The sequence below is a fragment of the Conexibacter sp. S30A1 genome (assembly GCF_023330665.1).
Classification (GTDB): Bacteria; Actinomycetota; Thermoleophilia; order Solirubrobacterales; family Solirubrobacteraceae; genus Palsa-465.
On record NZ_CP097127.1, the window covers coordinates 315,675 to 331,975 of the forward strand.

General features: G+C 69.7%; 15 protein-coding genes, 1 tRNA gene and 1 pseudogene. 8 read left to right on the forward strand and 9 right to left on the reverse strand.

From position 1 onward, the window contains the following. Nucleotides 1-46: 46 nt before the first annotated feature. Genes M3M54_RS01615 through M3M54_RS16695 form a run of 4 tightly spaced genes read right to left on the reverse strand, consistent with a single transcriptional unit; the run spans nt 47 to nt 4,839 of the window. On the reverse strand, nt 47-1,744 hold the full coding sequence (locus M3M54_RS01615) for an NAD(P)-binding protein (RefSeq protein WP_249020449.1): 1,698 nt from the start codon (nt 1,742-1,744) through the stop codon (nt 47-49). Beyond that, nucleotides 1,741-2,775 (reverse strand): thiamine pyrophosphate-dependent enzyme, encoded by a 1,035-nt coding sequence (locus M3M54_RS01620; protein WP_249020450.1) that lies wholly within the window; start codon nt 2,773-2,775, stop codon nt 1,741-1,743. The genes M3M54_RS01615 and M3M54_RS01620 overlap by 4 nt, the downstream gene beginning before the upstream one ends. A 20-nt stretch (nt 2,776-2,795) precedes the next feature. After that, the gene (locus tag M3M54_RS01625) at nt 2,796-4,049 is read right to left on the reverse strand and encodes a transketolase C-terminal domain-containing protein (RefSeq protein WP_249020451.1); all 1,254 of its coding nucleotides are present in this window, start codon (nt 4,047-4,049) and stop codon (nt 2,796-2,798) included. Then, nucleotides 4,042-4,839, reverse strand: a complete 798-nt coding sequence (locus M3M54_RS16695) for a 2-oxoacid:acceptor oxidoreductase family protein (protein WP_371878632.1) — start codon at nt 4,837-4,839, stop codon at nt 4,042-4,044. Before M3M54_RS16695 ends, M3M54_RS01625 begins: the two co-directional genes overlap by 8 nt. Between M3M54_RS16695 and M3M54_RS01635 the strand changes: the two genes are divergently transcribed. Then, nucleotides 4,729-6,078 (forward strand): transposase, encoded by a 1,350-nt coding sequence (locus M3M54_RS01635; protein WP_249019411.1) that lies wholly within the window; start codon nt 4,729-4,731, stop codon nt 6,076-6,078. The two genes, M3M54_RS16695 and M3M54_RS01635, sit on opposite strands and share 111 nt — an antisense overlap. Before the next feature lie 15 nt (nt 6,079-6,093). Here M3M54_RS01635 and M3M54_RS01640 read toward each other — a convergent pair. Together M3M54_RS01640 and M3M54_RS01645 are read right to left on the reverse strand one after the other, a co-directional pair. After that, a pseudogene (locus tag M3M54_RS01640) lies at nt 6,094-6,216 on the reverse strand (2-oxoacid:acceptor oxidoreductase family protein); the annotation flags it as partial. Further along, on the reverse strand, nt 6,209-6,907 hold the full coding sequence (locus M3M54_RS01645) for a hypothetical protein (RefSeq protein ID WP_249020454.1): 699 nt from the start codon (nt 6,905-6,907) through the stop codon (nt 6,209-6,211). The pseudogene M3M54_RS01640 and the gene M3M54_RS01645, both read right to left, overlap by 8 nt. Nucleotides 6,908-7,062: 155 nt before the next feature. On the opposite strand from M3M54_RS01645, the gene pdxH reads away from it, so the two are divergent. Continuing rightward, nucleotides 7,063-7,680: a pyridoxamine 5'-phosphate oxidase gene (gene pdxH / locus M3M54_RS01650; protein WP_249020455.1), complete on the forward strand. Its 618-nt coding sequence runs from the start codon at nt 7,063-7,065 to the stop codon at nt 7,678-7,680. 2 nt (nt 7,681-7,682) lie between these two features. Here pdxH and M3M54_RS01655 read toward each other — a convergent pair whose 3' ends face one another. After that, the gene (locus M3M54_RS01655; protein ID WP_249020456.1) at nt 7,683-8,555 is read right to left on the reverse strand and encodes a homocysteine S-methyltransferase family protein; all 873 of its coding nucleotides are present in this window, start codon (nt 8,553-8,555) and stop codon (nt 7,683-7,685) included. A 101-nt stretch (nt 8,556-8,656) separates the two neighbouring features. On the opposite strand from M3M54_RS01655, the gene M3M54_RS01660 reads away from it, so the two are divergent. Beyond that, nucleotides 8,657-8,739, forward strand: a tRNA-Leu gene (locus M3M54_RS01660). 71 nt (nt 8,740-8,810) lie between these two features. Here the strand turns inward: M3M54_RS01660 and M3M54_RS01665 are convergent. Together M3M54_RS01665 and M3M54_RS01670 are read right to left on the reverse strand one after the other, a co-directional pair. Continuing rightward, the gene (locus tag M3M54_RS01665; protein WP_249020457.1) at nt 8,811-9,224 is read right to left on the reverse strand and encodes a hypothetical protein; all 414 of its coding nucleotides are present in this window, start codon (nt 9,222-9,224) and stop codon (nt 8,811-8,813) included. 111 nt (nt 9,225-9,335) lie between these two features. Then, a complete protein-coding gene (locus M3M54_RS01670; protein ID WP_249020458.1) occupies nt 9,336-10,355 on the reverse strand; it encodes a M48 family metallopeptidase in 1,020 nt (339 codons plus the stop codon). Nucleotides 10,356-10,420: 65 nt separating this feature from the next. On the opposite strand from M3M54_RS01670, the gene M3M54_RS01675 reads away from it, so the two are divergent. The 5 genes from M3M54_RS01675 to glpK all read left to right on the forward strand — a co-directional run bounded on the left by M3M54_RS01675 (nt 10,421) and on the right by glpK (nt 16,296). Beyond that, on the forward strand, nt 10,421-11,398 hold the full coding sequence (locus tag M3M54_RS01675; protein ID WP_249020459.1) for an ROK family protein: 978 nt from the start codon (nt 10,421-10,423) through the stop codon (nt 11,396-11,398). Nucleotides 11,399-11,401: 3 nt separating this feature from the next. After that, complete coding sequence (locus M3M54_RS01680) at nt 11,402-12,721, forward strand: protein kinase (protein ID WP_249020460.1); 1,320 nt, start codon at nt 11,402-11,404, stop codon at nt 12,719-12,721. Between the two features lie 90 nt (nt 12,722-12,811). Continuing rightward, nucleotides 12,812-13,483 (forward strand): hypothetical protein, encoded by a 672-nt coding sequence (locus tag M3M54_RS01685; RefSeq protein WP_249020461.1) that lies wholly within the window; start codon nt 12,812-12,814, stop codon nt 13,481-13,483. A 53-nt stretch (nt 13,484-13,536) separates the two neighbouring features. Beyond that, a complete protein-coding gene (locus tag M3M54_RS01690; RefSeq protein ID WP_249020462.1) occupies nt 13,537-14,778 on the forward strand; it encodes a D-arabinono-1,4-lactone oxidase in 1,242 nt (413 codons plus the stop codon). Between the two features lie 9 nt (nt 14,779-14,787). Next, the gene (glpK, locus tag M3M54_RS01695; RefSeq protein WP_249020463.1) at nt 14,788-16,296 is read left to right on the forward strand and encodes a glycerol kinase GlpK; all 1,509 of its coding nucleotides are present in this window, start codon (nt 14,788-14,790) and stop codon (nt 16,294-16,296) included. Nucleotides 16,297-16,301 lie beyond the last annotated feature (5 nt).

The window sequence follows — 16,301 nt, forward strand, 5'->3', positions numbered from 1 at the left end:
CCGGCGGGCCAGTAGCAGCTCGCCGGGCCCTCGCAGAACTGAGCGCCTAGATTGGCTCGGGCACCATCTCGATCGCGCCGCACGGACACTCGGCGGCGCAGACCCCGCAGCCCTTGCAGTAGTCGAGGTCGAACGCGTAGGCGTAGGCGCCGGGTGGGTCGAGCTTCACGACCGCGTTGTCGGGGCAGACGCCGTAGCAGTTGTCGCACGCCAGGCAGTTGCCGCAGGACATGCAGCGGCGCGCCTCAAACAGCGCGTTTGACTCGTCCAGGCCGAGCACGACCTCATCGAACGTGGAGCTGCGACGCACCGCGTCAAGCTCCGCCCGCACCGTCTTGGGCGCATCCGAGTAGTACCAGGTGTTGAGCCGCTCAAACGGGACCTGTGCCGTCATCGGGGCGGGGCCGACGCCGGTGGCGCTGGCGCTGTCCGCGAGGCCCCACCCCTCGTCGGCCGGCTCGCCGCGCAGCCAACGGTCGATCCCGTGCGCGGCTCGGCGGCCGTGGCCGATCGCGACGGTCGCGGTGCGCTCGGCCGGGACCATGTCACCGCCCGCGAAGATGCCCGCGTGTCCGGTCATCATGTTGCCGTCGACCTTCACGACGTTGTCCTCGGTCTCGATCCCGGCGACGCCCTCGAGCAGCGACAGGTCACTGACCTGGCCGGTGGCGAGCACGACCGCGTCGGCGCCGAGCTTTTCGAACTCACCGGTCGGCTGCGGGCGACCGTGCTCGTCGAGCTCCATCCGCTCGACCGTGAGCTCGCCAGCGTCGGCGGCGGTGATCGTCGTCAGCCACTTGACCTGGATGCCCTCCGCGAGCGCCTCCATCAGCTCCGACTCGTGTGCGGGCATGTGCGAGCGGTCACGCCGGTAGACGATGATCGACTCCTCGGCGCCGAGGCGCTTGGCGGTGCGCGCCGCGTCCATCGCCGTGTTGCCGCCGCCGTAGACCGCAACCCGCCGGCCCAGCAGCGGCGGGCCGGCGGACCCATCCTCGGCGTCGCGCAGCAGCGCGATCGCATCGACGATCTTGGCGGCCGAGCCGGCGGGGATGTAGGTGCGCTGCGGCAGCGTCGCGCCGACCGCGAGGAAGACCGCGTCATAGCTGCCTGCGGCCCGTTCGGCGACCACGTCGGAGACGTGCGCGCCCAGCTGAAACTCGGCGCCCAGGGCGGCGATCCGCGCGATCTCGGCGTCGAGGATCTCGCGCGGGAGGCGGTACTTGGGGATGCCGTAGCGCATCATCCCGCCGGCCGCCGGAGCCATGTCGCGCACGGTCACGTGGTGGCCGAGCAGCGCCAGGTGGTAGGCGGCCGAGAGGCCCGATGGGCCGGCGCCGATCACCAGCACACGCCTGCCGCCGTCACGCGCCGGCCGCTCGATCTGCCAGCCAGCTGCGAGCGCCTGGTCGCCGAGAAAGCGCTCGATCGAGTTGATGCCGACCGCCTCGTCCAGCTGGGCGCGGTTGCAGGCGGTCTCGCAGGGGTGGTAACAGATCCGTCCAGAGACAGCGGGGAACGGGTTGCGCTCCATGATCTTGCGCCAGGCCGCTTCGTAGCCGCCCTCCTCGGCGTGATAGAGCCACTGCTGCACATCCTCGGCCGCCGGGCAGCCCGCGCCGCAGGGTGCTGTCAGCCGCACGTACTGGGGTCGCTCGGTCCGCCAGGAGCCGGTCAGGTTCGCGCGGCTTGAGCCGACGTCGAGGGTGATCGCAAACGGCGGTGCCGGTGTGCCGGAGCTCATACGTCCACCTCCACTGCCTCGTCCAGTTGGTCCTCATCCAGCGCCTCGAGTAACCCGAAGCGCGCGATGTTGCGGTCGGCGCGTGCCTGGATGCGCGCGATCACATCGTCGCGGCGCACCGGCGCAAACAGGTGGCGGAAGCGCGTCTGCAGCTTCAGGTACTCCTCGACCGGGGTTCGGTGGCGGATCTTGGTGACCGAGACGACATCGCCGTGCTCACCCTCCCAGACCGGGAAGATCCCGGTCTCCATCGCCAGTCGCGCCAGCTTGATCGAGTCGGCTGAGGCGGCTCCCCAGCCCAGTGGGCAGGTGACGAGCACGTGGATGTAGCGTGCGCCACGGATCTCCATCGCGGTGTGTACCTTGCGCTCCAGGTCGCGCAGGTCGGCGATCGTGGCGGTCGCGACGTAGGGGATCTCGTGCGCGAGCGCGATCAGCGCCGCATCCTTGCCCTGGCCCCAGGCGGCGCCGGGCTGGTCACCGACGGCCTGGGTGGTGGTCGTGTAGGCGGCCGGCGGCGTGGCGGCGGAGCGCTGCACGCCCGTGTTCATGTAGGCCTCGTTGTCGTAGCAGATGTAGAGCACGTCGTCACCGCGCTCGAACATGCCCGACAGGCACGCGAAGCCGATGTCGACCGTGCCGCCGTCGCCGCCCTGCCCGACCACGCGCGTGTGCGTGTTGCCTTTGGCCTTGAGCGCGGCGGCGACGCCGGTCGCGACCGCCGCTGCGTTGCCGAACAGAGAGTGAATCCAGGGCACCTGCCAGGAGCTCTCCGGATAGGGTGTGGAGAACACCTCCAGACAGCCGGTCGCGTTGGTGGCGATCAGGTCACCGTCGGTGGCGCGCAGCGCGGCGTCGAGCGCGTAGCGGGCACCGAGCGCCTCGCCGCAACCCTGGCAGGCACGGTGCCCGCAGGTGATCGCGTTTGCGCGCTGCGGGTCGGACTGAACGGCGCGCTGGTCGGGTTCGACGAGCCGGTTACCCGCAGCGAAGCTGCCGGTCTGGAAGTACTTCAGTCTTGTCGCTGACATCGCTCCCTCTCGCTGATCGATCAGACCGGTCCGGCGCCGACGACGCCGACGTCGCGCAGCATGTTCTCCGCGTGCGGTCCGGAGCGCCGGTCGCTGAGCATCCGTTGGATCTCGGCGTCGACGAGCTGGTGGTTCAGGTCGACAAAGGTGAGTTCCCCGAGCCGGCCCGCGCGGGCCGCTGCGAACAGCTGCCGCAGGGACGCCTTGGTGATCGGGCGTCCGCCGAGGCCGGCGATCGCCGTGTGCACGCTCGCCGGCAGCCCCGCCAGTGCGCCCTGGACGTTCTGTGAGACGATCCCGCCGATCCCCACCGAGAGCGCCTTCTCAAGCACGATCACGCGCCCCGCGCCCGCGAGCGCTGAGCGCACCTCGGCGGCCGGCCAGGGGCGGAACGTGCGGATCGCGACCGCGCCGATGCGCTCACCGGTTGCGCGCAGCTCGTCGACGACGTCCTCGATCGTGCCGAGCACCGAGCCGAGCGCGACGATGATCGTTTCGGCGTCGTCTGAGCGGTAGCGGCGCACGAGGCCACCGGAGCTGCGGCCGAAGCGCTGCTCAAAGAGCCCCGCCACCTCCGGGATCAGATCCAGCGCCTGCATCTGCTTGTAGTGGGCGAGGTAGCGGACCTCGGTGAAGGCCTCGGGCCCGACCATCGCGCCGATCGTCAACGGGTGCTCGGGGTCGAGCTGCTGGCGTGGTACGAAGGTGGGCAGGAACTGGTCGACCTGCTCCTGCTCCGGCAGCTCGACTCGCTCGACGGCGTGCGTGAGGATGAAGCCGTCCATGCACACCATGACCGGCAGCGACACCGCTTCGGCCAGGCGAAAGGCCTGCAGGTGGACGTCCACCGCCTCCTGGTTTGACTCGACGTAGAGCTGGATCCAGCCGGAGTCGCGCTGCGACATCGAGTCGGAGTGGTCGTTCCAGATGTTGATCGGCGCGCCGATCGCGCGGTTTGCGACCGTCATCACGATCGGCAGTCCGAGACCCGAGGCGTTATAAAGCGCCTCGGTCATGTACAGCAGGCCCTGGCTGGCGGTGGCGGTGTAGGCCCGGGCCCCGGTCGCGCTGGCGCCGATCGCGACCGACATCGCCGCGTACTCGGACTCGACGTTGACGAACTCGCAGGGCGCGAGCGCGCCGGACTTCACCTGCCGCGAGAGGGCTTCGACGATGTGGGTCTGCGGTGAGATCGGGTAGGCGCAGATCACCTCCGGCCGGCAGGCCGCCACCGCCCGCGCGACCGCCTGCGAACCCTCGATCTGCTCAAGCATTGAGCCTCTCCTCCTGTGGCGCCTTCCCGCTGGAAGGCGCCACGAATCCGGCCGCGGCCCGCGCCGCGCGCACGTTCGCCTCGCCGGTCTCGCCGCTGAAGCGCTCGCGGATCGCGGCGGCGACCGAGTCGACGCTGACCACGCCGGTGAGCGCCGCGAAGGCGCCGAGCAGCGCCGCGTTGGGCAGCGGCCTGCCGAGGTGCTCACGCGCCAGCTCGGTGGCGGGCACGGTCAGCAGTGTGACTCCGGGGGCGGTCTCGTTGAGGCTTTCGATGCCGAGCTCGTCGACGCTGCGCGAGCTGTTGATCAGCACGTAGCCGCCGGCTTTGAGGCCGCCGAAGACGTCGACGTGATGCAGCAGCGTGGGGTCGACGACGATCACCGCGTCGGGGTCTGTGATCGGTTCGCGCGTGCGGATCACGCGGTCGTCGATACGGCAGAAGGAAACCACGGGCGCACCTGTCCGTTCTGACTCGGGTTTCGCACTTTTGGGCCTGTAGCGGCATAGCGGCGTAGCAGGTGGTGGTGGACGGGGCCGTGGCGGGCTGGTGTGGCCTGTTGGCGCGGTGTCGGGGAAGGAGCATCGGCGGCTTGCGCGAAAGCGGTTGCTGTCAACATAACCCGTCCGTCGCGGCCAAGGGGAGGCACGCTGCGCGGCTTCTCTTGGAGGCTGCCGCCGATGCTCTGCGTCCCATCTTCGCTGAACGAGCTGCTTGTCCTGTTTGAGTCGTGTTTCACCCGTCCCACGTTTGAGACGTTCCGGGGGGTGTTGGTCGGTCAGGTCTCGCAGACCTCTCTGCGGTGCGTGACCGGGATGCTGACAGGCTCAAGGCTGTCGGGGGTGTGGCATCACGCGCGTTGCCACCGGTTCTTCGCCAATGCCCGCTGGTCCGTGGACGAGCTCGGGTTACGGCTCGCCTGCCTGATCGTTGAGCGGTTCACAGAACCGGGTGCGAGCGTGCTGGTCGCGGTCGACGACACGCTCCTGAAACGCAGGGGACGCCGGATCCACGGCACCTTCTGGCATCACGACGCGACCGCCAACAGCCGCTCAGGCTCGGTCGCGTGGGGGAACAACTGGATCGTGGCCGGGATCTGTGTCAAGCTGCCGTTCCTGCAGCGCACCGTATGTTTGCCGGTCCTGTTCCGGCTCTGGCAGCCGCGGCGCGAACAGTTCGTCAAGCAGCACAAGCCCGATCCTGAGCGGCCCGGGAAGGTCAAGCTGGCCAGGGCGATGGTCTGCCTGCTCGCCAAACGGCTGCCGGATCGCCAGATCAACGTGGTCGGTGACAGCGCCTACATCAGCCAGGCGTGGCGTGCTGCACCCAAGCGGGTGACGATCACATCGAGGCTGCGTAGCAACGCGGTGATCTACGCCCCTGCGCCGCCGCGCACCGGCAAACGCGGCCGGCCACGCAAATGGGGCAAACAGCTTGAAAGCCTTCAACAGATCGCAGCCGACCCCGCCACCGAATGGGTAAAGACGACCGTCAGGCGCTACAGCAAAACCGAGACGCTCGAGCTGGCTGAGATCAACTGCCTGTGGGAGCCGCTCGGCGCCGAAACCCCGGTCCGTGTGATCCTCGTCAAAGACGACACCAAGCCGTGCGGCTACCAGATCGCGCTGATCACCACCGACCTTCACGCCACCGCCGCGCAGATCGTCGAACGCTACGCAGACCGCTGGCCGATCGAAGTCGCCTTCCAGGACGGCAAAGAACTGTTCGGCGTCGGTGATGCCCGCAACCGGACCGAGAAAGCCGTGCAACGGACCGTCCCATTCCAGTTCTTGGCGATGGACCTCACGATCATCTGGTACGCGCTCTACGGACATCACCCCGACATCGTCACAGAGCATCGCGCCCGCGCCCCCTGGTATGTCTCCAAGACCACCCCATCATTCCAGGACATGCTCGCCAAGCTACGACGAGTGATCATCGCCACCCAATTTCAACCCGAACAGGCCCGAACCCCCACAACCCAGGAAATCAACCAAGTCCAGCAAGCATGGGCAGCCGCCGGCCTATGAACTGCGAAACCCGAGTTCTGAGCCGAAGCTGGGAAACGCCTGCGCTTGGCGGTCCTCGCGGAAGGCGGCGACCGCCAACAGCTCGGCTGAGGTCACGACACCCTGGCCACCGCGCCCATGAATGCGTGTCTCAAACATGCCGGGGCGCTCTGCGCGCATCTCGCTCACGTTTGTTCTGCACGAGCAGCTCGGTGACCTCGGCATCGCTCGGCAGCCGATCGTTGGCGTACAGGCTTGAGGTTGCAGGTGTCTGCTTAGCAGTGGCCAGGCAGATCAGCTCGTCGACCCAGTCGACCAGGGTCTCGGCGGTGCTCAGGCCCGCGAGCGGCACCGCCAGCGTCACATGCTGGGCGCCGCGGTCGCGCACCTCACACGCCGCCGCCGCAGCGAGCTCCTCGTCGGCGACAGTGTCGGCGACAAGCAGCACCTCGCGTCCGCTCAGTGACACACGCCCGCCGGCGGCGTGCCAGCTGTGGGTCTGGCGTTCGAGGCGTTGCTGTGCGTCGATGATCTCGGTGTCGGCTGCCTCTGGCCGCGCGTTCACGGCCGTCAGGTGTCTGCGGTCAAAGAGCGTGACCGCGCCCTCGGCCGCGGCGCCAAAGCGCCTGCTGGGGCCCCGGCCAAGCGTCAGCGGCTGTACCGCAACGGCGTCGAGCGGCGCCTCCAGGGCCCGTGCCACCTCGGCCGCGACCGGTACCGCGCCGGGGCCGATGGCGACCACGACGGGCTCGTGGGAGCGGTAGCCGCCGAGCCGCTGCGCCAGGCGCAGGCCGGCATCGCCGCGGTCCGCAAAGCGGGGTGTCTGAGAGGTGCCTGACGCTGTTGCCACACCACGATGATCCTGGGCTGCGGGCCGAGTGACATCGTGGAAGTCACGCACACGGCTACGGTCTAGTACGCGTCGTGGATTGCGCGAAACGCGCTCGGGCCTGGTGCGCGCTTGCGAGGCTTCGCTCTCCCGCTGATTCGACGTAACCTCGTGCCATGACCAACGCGATAGTCCCACTGCGGGAGCAGGATGTTGACCCCGATCCGCTGCGGCAGTTCACCGCGTGGTTCGGGCTCGCCGCCCAGACAGGGCTGGCCCAGCCGGAGGCGGCGGTCGTAGCGACCGCAACGCCGGACGGCGCCCCATCGGCGCGATACGTGCTCGTCAAGCGTTTCGACGAGCGCGGCTTCGTCTTCTTCTCCAACTATGACAGCCGGAAGGGCCGGGAGCTTCACGACAACCCCCGTGCTGCGCTGCTGTTCTACTGGGAGCCGCTGGCAAGGCAGGTGCGTATCGAGGGGCCGGTTGAGCGTGTCTCGGCCGAGGAGACGGCCGCCTACGTACACAGTCGCCCGCGCCGCAGCCAGCTGAGCGCGCTGGCATCGCCCCAGAGCCAGGTGATCGCTGGCCGTGAGTGGCTTGAGCAGCGCGTGGCAGAAATCGCCGAGCGTTACGCGACCGGCGAGCTGCCGCTGCCGGAGACCTGGGGTGGGCTGCGTGTGCGGCCTGTCAGCTATGAGTTCTGGCAGCTGCGCGACGACAGGCTCCACGACCGCATCCGTTACCTGCCGGAGCGGGGCTCAGGCTGGCGGCTCGAGCGGTTGGCGCCCTGAGCCTAGGCTGCGAGCGCCGCACGCAGCGCGGCGATGTGGGCTGGGGTCGAGCCGCAGCAGCCACCCAGGATGCGGGCGCCGGCGTCTTTGAAACCGGCGACCGTCGCGCCGAAGGACTCGGGGCTCTCGGGGTAGACGACCCCCTGCGCGGTGACCTGGGGGACGCCCGCGTTCGGCTTGATCCAGAGCGGGGTGTTCGTTCCGGTCGCCGTGAACTCGGCGAGCACGGCGGCCATGTCCTCGAGCGAGCGCCCGCAGTTGGCGCCGACGGCGGCCAGTCCGAGCGGCTCGGTGGCGGCGATCACCTGGGTGGGGCTGAGCCCCATCATCGTGCGAGTGCCCTGGTCGAAGCTGAAGGAGGCGACCAGTGGCAGGTTCGTCGCGGCCTGCACCGCTTCGACCGCCCACAGCGCCTCGTCCAGTGCGAAGAACGTCTCGAGCACCAGGAGGTCCACGCCGCCATCGGCCAGGGCGCGGGCCTGCTCGGCGAAGGCGGCCACCGCCGCGTCGTGCCCGAGTGGCCCGAGCGGCTCGACCAGCTGGCCGGTCGGACCGATCGAGCCGGCGACCAACGTCTCGCCGCCGACCGCCTCGCGCGCGAGCTCGGCCGCGCGTCGGTTCAGTTCTTGTGCGCGGCCCGCGAGCGCCCCGTCGGCGAGCCGCACGGGTGAGCCGCCAAACGAGCAGGTGAGCACGAGCTCGGAGCCGGCCTGTGCGAAGCGGCGGTGCAGGTCGATCACGCGCTCGGGGGCGTCGAACACCCACTCCTCCGGGGCGACGCCCGGCTCCATCCCCATATCCTGGTAGTTGGTTCCGGTGGCGCCGTCGGCGAGCAGAATCCCGCCGCCTGCGAGCCGGTCGCTGAAGCTGAGCATCGGCTCAAGGCTAGCCGAGCGCGGAGATCACCGGCCCACCGGGGGCGGCACGCTTCGGTTTAGACTTGCTGGCGCGCTCGCGCGAGGCGTGCGGGCGTCCCGCGGGCGTGGCGAAATTGGTAGACGCGCCGGCTTTAGGTGCCGGTGGGCTTTGCTCTTGGGGGTTCGAGTCCCTCCGCCCGCATCAAACTGGGCCGGCGCATTGGGCGCCGGCCCAGAATCAAAACCGGCCAGCTGGGGGTCGCGGCCGACGTGTCAGCCGGCCAGCGACGTGGGCTCCTCCGTGCGGCGGCGGACATCCTCGTGGTGGGTCACCCGCAACTCGTGCACGACGCGTTCGGTGCTCCACTCATGGATGACCAGGCCGATCGCGCTCAGCGCCATGACGGCGACCGCTGAGCCGAACGACCACCACTTGGCGGTGCCGGAGTTCAATGCGAGCACCTCGACGATCATCCACGCGCCGATCAGGGCGGTGAGGAAGTCAAGGCCACGCTGCTCGATCGTGTCCAGCCCCGCGTCAGCGCCGGCGATCACGATCGCGAGCGCCCCGCCGACCACGAACATCCACTGCAGTGTGCTGCCGGTCCAAGCTCCCTCCTGTGAGACAACCACGAGGAAAGCGCCGACGATCAACAGGGCCAGCCGGGAGATGAAGTGCAGACGCATTTTGCGCTCCTTTCACCATGCGGCGGGCGTGTCCGGTGCGAATCCGGACAGTCCGTCTATTGTTGATGTTGCAACTAAAGGATAGCGCGGCCGGGCCCGTTTCCGGGGCGCTCAGCTGTCGGAATCGCCGCGCCCGCCGCGGTTGCGCAGCCAGCCGGCGAGCTGGTCGGCGGCGCTGCCCATCTGGCTGCCGAGGCTCGTGACGTTCTCGCCGATGTCGCGGAAGGTCGAGCGGAAGCGCTCGGCGTAGAACTCCATGGCGTCGCTGGCCTCGGCGCGGACATCGGCCTCCTGGTCGCGGGTGCGGTAGTCGCCGCGCAGGATCCGGTCGTACTCGCCGCTCTGCACCCAGCGCATGACCTCCGAGACGCGCCTGACCGCGTAGGGGTGGGTCACGTTGATCTCCCAGAAGAAGCGTCGCACCCGATCGGAGGGGTCATCCCAGTTCTCGTACTGCATCGCCTGCGCCATGAACGCGTCGAGGTTGAGCTCCTCGGCGGGCAGGCCCGAGGCCGCGACCATCAACATGCGGCAGACGATCTGCGGGTCGCGCACGACCAGCGTCGCGGCCCGGTCACAGCTCAGCTCGGCGGCGCGGTACCACTCGAGCAGGACCGTCTTGACGGCGCGGAACGGCAGCCCCAGCAGCATCGGCAGTGAGCCGCCGGCGGCCAGCAGGATGTTGAGCGCGGTGATATAGAGCACGTGATCTGAGAGCACATGCCCGAGCTCGTGGCCCAGGATCGCCCGTTGCTCGCCGGCTCCGAGTCGCTTGAGCACCGCGGAGTCGACGACGATGATCGGCTTGCGCGAGCCGATCGTCACGGCCATGCCCGGGACCGGTGTGGTCAGGTAGAGGTCGTAGGTCTCCGGCAGATCGAGGATGCGGATCGCCGCCCGGTGCGAGGACCACAGCTCGGGCACCTGCTCCTCTGAAACCTTCAGTGAGGTGCCCAGGTAGAACTGGCGCAGCGCGCGCTCGTAGCGCCATTCGATCAGCTTGCGCACCAGCGTCTCGAGCATCGGGATCGACCTGAGCGCCGCCGTTGCGGCGCGATCCGCCGGGTGCTCGTAGGCCTTGGGCGAGATGTTGATGTACGGCTCGACGTTGTCGAGGGCGACACCGGTCACCCGACGAAGCCTATACGTTCAAGCAAGCGGCCGCGCGGGTAGAGCAGACGCTGAATAATCCGATGATGAGCACAACACAAGAGCAACCGGTCCTGCGCGGCGGCATCGACCTCGGCGGCACGAAGATCGAGGCGATCGTCGTGGACGCTGCAAACCAGGTGTTGGGGTCGGCTCGCCACCCGACGCCGACCAGTGGCGGTCCCGCGGATGTGGCTGCGGAGATGGCAGCGACGATGAAGGAGGCGGCGGCGGGCGCGGGCACGTCCACCGCTGCGCTGCGCGGTGTGGGCGTCGGATCACCGGGGTCAGTGGACGCGGCGGCGGGAACGATCTCGAGTGCCGGCAACCTGCCAGGCTGGGAAGGCAGCTACGCGCTGGCAGCCGAGCTCGGCAAGCTGCTGGAAACGCGTGTGGCCGTCGGCAACGACGTCCAGGTGGCGATCGGCGCCGAGTACGCGCTGGGCCCTGCCAAACGCTACAACTCACTGATCGGCGTCTTCTGGGGTACCGGGGTGGGCGGGGGCCTGATCCTCGATCGAAAGCCGTGGCGTGGTCGTGGCGGCGCGGGCGAGATCGGGCACATGGTCATTCACGTGGGCGGTCGTCACTGCCCGTGTGGGAACGAGGGCTGCGTTGAGGCCTACGCGGGTCGCGCGGCAATGGAGGCCCACGCCCGGCACGAGATGGAGCAGGGGCGCAAGTCGCATCTGCTGAAGCTGATGGAGGAGAAGCAGCGGGTGCGCTTCACCAGTGCCGTGTGGGCGGCGGCGGTGGACCGTGGCGACGAGCTCGCGATCGAACTGATTGACGGGGCGGTTGCGGCGCTCGGGGCGGGTGCAGCCTCCGCGGTCAACCTGCTCGATGTGGAGGCGGTGCTGATCGGCGGTGGGCTGGGGGTGCGCTTCGGTGAGGAGTACGTCAAGCGGATCCGCGAGGCGATGGAGAAGCACCTCTTCCGTGGACACACGATGCCCGATGTGCAGCTGGTTTCACTCGGCGATCTCGGCGGGGCGCTCGGCGCTGCGCTCCTGGTGGTTGACTGACGCGTGATCCTCGCGGGAAGATACGAGCTGGGCGAGGTGCTCGGGCGTGGTGGCATGGGGGTCGTGTATCGGGCCCGCGACTTGGCGCTTGAGCGTGTCGTGGCGGTCAAGTGCCTGCCTGCCACCAGCGCGGACGACCCGGTGGCGGTTGCCAGGTTCGAGCGTGAGGCGCTCGCGGCGGCGGCGCTGTCGCATCCGAACATCGTCACGGTGTTCGACGCGGGCCGCGACGGCGTGGAGCGCTTCATCGTCATGGAGTGCGTCAGCGGACGCAGCCTGGACAGGATCCTGAGCGAGACCGGCGCATTCGAGTGGCGGTTGGCGGTGGCCGTGGGCAGGCAGGTCGCCAGTGCGCTAGCGGCGGCGCATCAAGCCGGAATCGTGCACCGCGACATCAAGCCCGGGAACGTGATGCTTGACGATGCGGGGACCGTGAAGGTGCTTGATTTCGGCATCGTCAGGCTTGACCAGGGCGCCACGCTGACGCAGACCGCGACCGTGCTTGGCTCGGCTCAATACCTGGCTCCCGAGCTCGCGCACGGCGCCGAAGCGGACGCCCGCTCCGACATCTATGCGCTCGGGTGCGTGCTTTACGAGCTGCTCACAGGAGGGCCGCCGTTTCAGGGCGATCAACCCGCGGCGGTTCTCGCTCAGCACATGAGCGCGTCGCCCCGGCAGGTGTGTGAGCTTGTGCCAGCCGTGCCGGTGGGGTTGAGCGAGCTGGTCGCTCGCCTGCTCGCCAAGGACCCTGCACGACGCCCGGCCGATGCCGCCGAGCTGGAAGCTGAGCTGGCGGAGATCGCGCAGGGCGACGATCCGCAGGCCGCGGTCACGCGCGTGCAGACGCTGGTGATGCCGGTCGCTGAGGCTGACGCCGCGGCGCTGGCGGCCACCGTGCCGTTACGAACGGGCGCCGTCGCAACGCGGCTCACGCGTCGTGCGGTTGCCGCCGGCACGCTGCTCGCTGCGGTGGTGGCGCTCACTCTCACCGGTTTGCTGGTCGGTGGGAGTGCGCGGCGAGCGGCCGTCACCGGCACGCACAGCCGCACTGGCGGGCACCGCCACGTGCGGGTCCGGCGCAAGCTCACGGCCAGCCACACCGCGGTGGCGTTGACGAGCACGACAGTCTCGACGGCGACGACCGGGACGACGGCGACGTCCGCCGGCGCGCAGAGCACGCCCGCACAGCAAAATCAGTCGGCCGGACAGCAGAACGGGCCGCCAGGACAGCAGAACGGGCCACCCGGGCAGCTGCCCGGCGGCCCGCACGCCGGTGGCTTGCCGCCCGGTCAGGCCCGCAAGCTCGGCCCGCCCGCGCAGTGAGCTCCGCTAGCCGCATGGATAGACCGTGCGCGCGAAAGCTGGCCAGCTGGAGGAGGCATGTCCGGCCGCTGCCAGCGACCATTGCGCCATATGAGCGCTGAAATCATCATCTCCTACGACGGCACGGCAAACGACGACGACGCGCTGGCGCTGGGCAGACTGCTGGCCGCGACCGGAGTGTCGCTGGCGCTTGCCTATGTGCGCCACGCCCGCGAGTTCGACCCCCGCCGTGAGCAGCTCGCTCAGTACGACGCCGAGCAGCGGCTCGGGCGGGGGGCCGCGCTGATCGGCGTCCCCGTGAGCCAACACGTCGTGGTCGGAGCCGCCACGGGCGAGGTGCTCGGCGCGCTGGCGGCCGAGCACGGCGCGTCGATCGTGGTCTTCGGCTCGGATTACCGCACGCCGCTCGGCCGCGCCGAGCCGGGAGCCTCCGCGCAGCGCCTGCTGGATGGTGGCACGGTGGCGATCGCGGTCGCCGCCGCCGGCCTGCGGGCCAAGCCCGACGCCGTCATCCGCCGGATCGCCGTGCCGTTCGCCGGCCCCGTCAACGACGATGCCCGCGCGACGGCCGCATCGCTGGCCGCGCGACTCGGCGCTGAGGTGGTGGACGCCGGGCACCCTGGGCTCGATCTGATCGTCGTCGGCTCCACACAGGGGGCGCCCAAGGGCCATGTCGTCGTGGCAGGCGAGGTCCGCAACGAGCTCAGCAGCGCACGCAGCTCGGTGCTCGTGCTGCCAGCCGAGACCCGACTGGAGTTCTGAGCGACGCGCCGGCTGGTGTCCGCGCTCCGGTCGCTAGGCTTCGCGGGGCAGTCATGAGCGCGGAGAGCAGCCTGCCACCGGGAAGTCGCTGGACCAACTGGGTTGGAAACCAGAGCTTCACGCCCGGCCACGCGGCCGCGCCGCGCGCGGAGAGCGAGGTGGCCGAGCTGGTCAGGCGCGCCGCCGGTCAGGGGCTCGGCGTGCGCGTGTCGGCCGCACGGCACTCGTTCACACCGATCGTTGAGACCGACGGCCTGCTGCTCGACCTCTCAGCGCTGAGCGGTGTGGTGTCGGCCGACGCCGGGCGCCGGCGCGCCGTCGCGCTCGCGGGCACGCCAATCCACGGCTTCTATGAGCCGCTCTGGCAGCAGGGGCTCGCGCTGATCAACCAGGGCGACATCGACACCCAGCAGATCGCCGGCGCGATCGCGACCGCCACACACGGCTCCGGCCCGCGCTTCACGAGCCTCTCCGGGGTGCTGCGCGGCGTGACGCTCGTCACAGCCTCGGGCGAGCTGCGCACGATCGCTGAGGATGAGCCCGAGCTGCTCGCCGCAGCACAGGTCGCGGTCGGGATGCTCGGCGTGATGACGCGTGTCGAGCTCGAGGTCACCGCCGCATACCGGCTGAGGGAGCAGGTTGACCTCTGGTCCTTTGACGAGGTGCTCGAGCGCTGGGATGAGCTTGTGGCGGAGCACCGCCACTTCGGCCTGTTCTGGCTGCCCACCGAGGCCTCCGGTGCGCTCTACAACCTCGACGGGCACGGCCGGCCGATGGCCGACCGCTGCTACGTGAAGATCTACGACGAGGCGGCGCCGGACGAGCCCGACGACGGCACCCCCGGGCGGCGCGTCGACCGTTGCTATCGCATCTACCCGATGGTGTATGACGCGAACTTCCACGAGCTCGAGTACTTCGTGCCGCTCGAGCGCGGCCCGGAGGCGATGCGCGCGATGCGCGAGCTGATGCTGGCGAGCCTGCCGCTCTCGGCCTTCCCGCTTGAGATCCGCACCGTCGGGGCCGACAACGCATACCTATCGCCCAACCACGGCAGGGCGAGCGCCGTGATCTCGGTCTCCGGCCAGCCGGGGACCGACTACTGGCCCTACCTGCGCGCCGTCGACGCGCTGCTTACGCAGTTCGACGCGCGTGTGCACTGGGGCAAGCTGCACTTCCTGACCCCCGAGCGCCTGCACGCGCTCTATCCGCGGGCGCAGGACTTCATCGCGATCCGCCGAGAGCTCGACCCGCAGGGCATGTTCCTGAACGCGCACTTGCGGGCGCTCTTTAACTGAGCGCGGCGTATGACCAGCTACACGGTCGCGATCGACCAGGGGACGACCAGCAGCCGCGCGATCGTCTTTGATCGCGGCGGGCGGCCGGTGTCAAGCGCCCAGCGCGAACACCGGCAGATCTACCCGCAGCCCGGCTGGGTGGAGCACGATCCGCTCGAGATCTGGGAGGCGGTCAAGGCGGTGCTCGCCAGGGCACTCGAGCGCGCTGGCGCGCGCGCCGGTGACATCAGCGCGCTGGGCATCGCAAACCAGCGTGAGACCACGGTCGTCTGGGAGCGCCACAGCGGCCTGCCGATCGCCAACGCGATCGTCTGGCAGGACACACGCACCGAGGAGCTCGTCGCCCGGCTCGCGGCGGACGGTGGGCGGGAACGCTTCCGCGCGGCCACGGGGCTCTCACCGGCAAGCTACTTCTCCGGTCCGAAGGTCAGCTGGTTGCTCGATCACACCCCCGGCGCGCGCGAGCGCGCGCAGGCTGGCGAGCTGCTCTGCGGCACGATCGACAGCTGGCTTTTATGGAACCTGACCGGTGGAGTGGACGGCGGCCTGCACCTGACCGACGTCACCAACGCCAGCCGCACCCTGCTCATGGATCTGCGCAGCCTGTGCTGGGACAGCGAGCTTGCGCAGGCGATCGGCGTGCCGCTTGCGATGCTGCCCGAGATCCGCTCATCCAGCGAGCTCTACGGTGAGGTGCGCGCGGACATCGCCGGCGGGAGCGCGGCGGGGGTGCCGATCGCGGGCGTGCTCGGTGACCAGCAGGCGGCCACCTTCGGACAGGCCTGCTTCGGGGAGGGAGAGGCCAAGTGCACCTACGGCACCGGCAACTTCATGCTGGTCAACACCGGAGCGCGGATCGCCCGGTCCTCCGCGGGGCTGCTGGCCACCGTCTGCTACCGGATCGGCGAGCAGGCCCCGGTCTACGCGCTCGAGGGCTCGGTCGCGGTCAGCGGCGCGCTCGTGCAGTGGCTGCGAGACAACCTCGGGATCATCCGCTCGGCGGCAGAGGTCGAGACGCTGGCAGCGAGCGTGAACGACAACGGCGGGCTCTACATCGTGCCCGCCTTCTCCGGCCTCTATGCCCCCTACTGGCGGCCCGATGCGCGGGGTGTGTTCGTCGGGCTGACGCGCTACGTGAACGCGGGCCACGTGGCGCGCGCGGCGCTCGAGGCGAGCGCCTTCCAGACCGCTGAGCTGCTCGCCGCGATGCGGTCCGACACCGGCACCCAGCCGCAGGCACTGAGGGTCGACGGCGGCATGGTCGCCAATGAGATCCTGATGCAGTTCCAGGCGGACATCCTCGGGATCGACGTTGTGCGCCCGGAGGTGGCGGAGACGACCGCGCTCGGCGCCGCCTACGCCGCCGGGCTGGCAACCGGGTTCTGGGAGGGCGAGGCGCAACTTCGCGAGAACTGGTCTGAGGGCCGGCGCTGGCGGCCGCGCACCGACGGCGCCTGGCGCTCGCGCGAGCTCGAGCGTTGGCGCAAGGCTGTCACCCGAACGTTTGACTGGGTCTGAGCCGG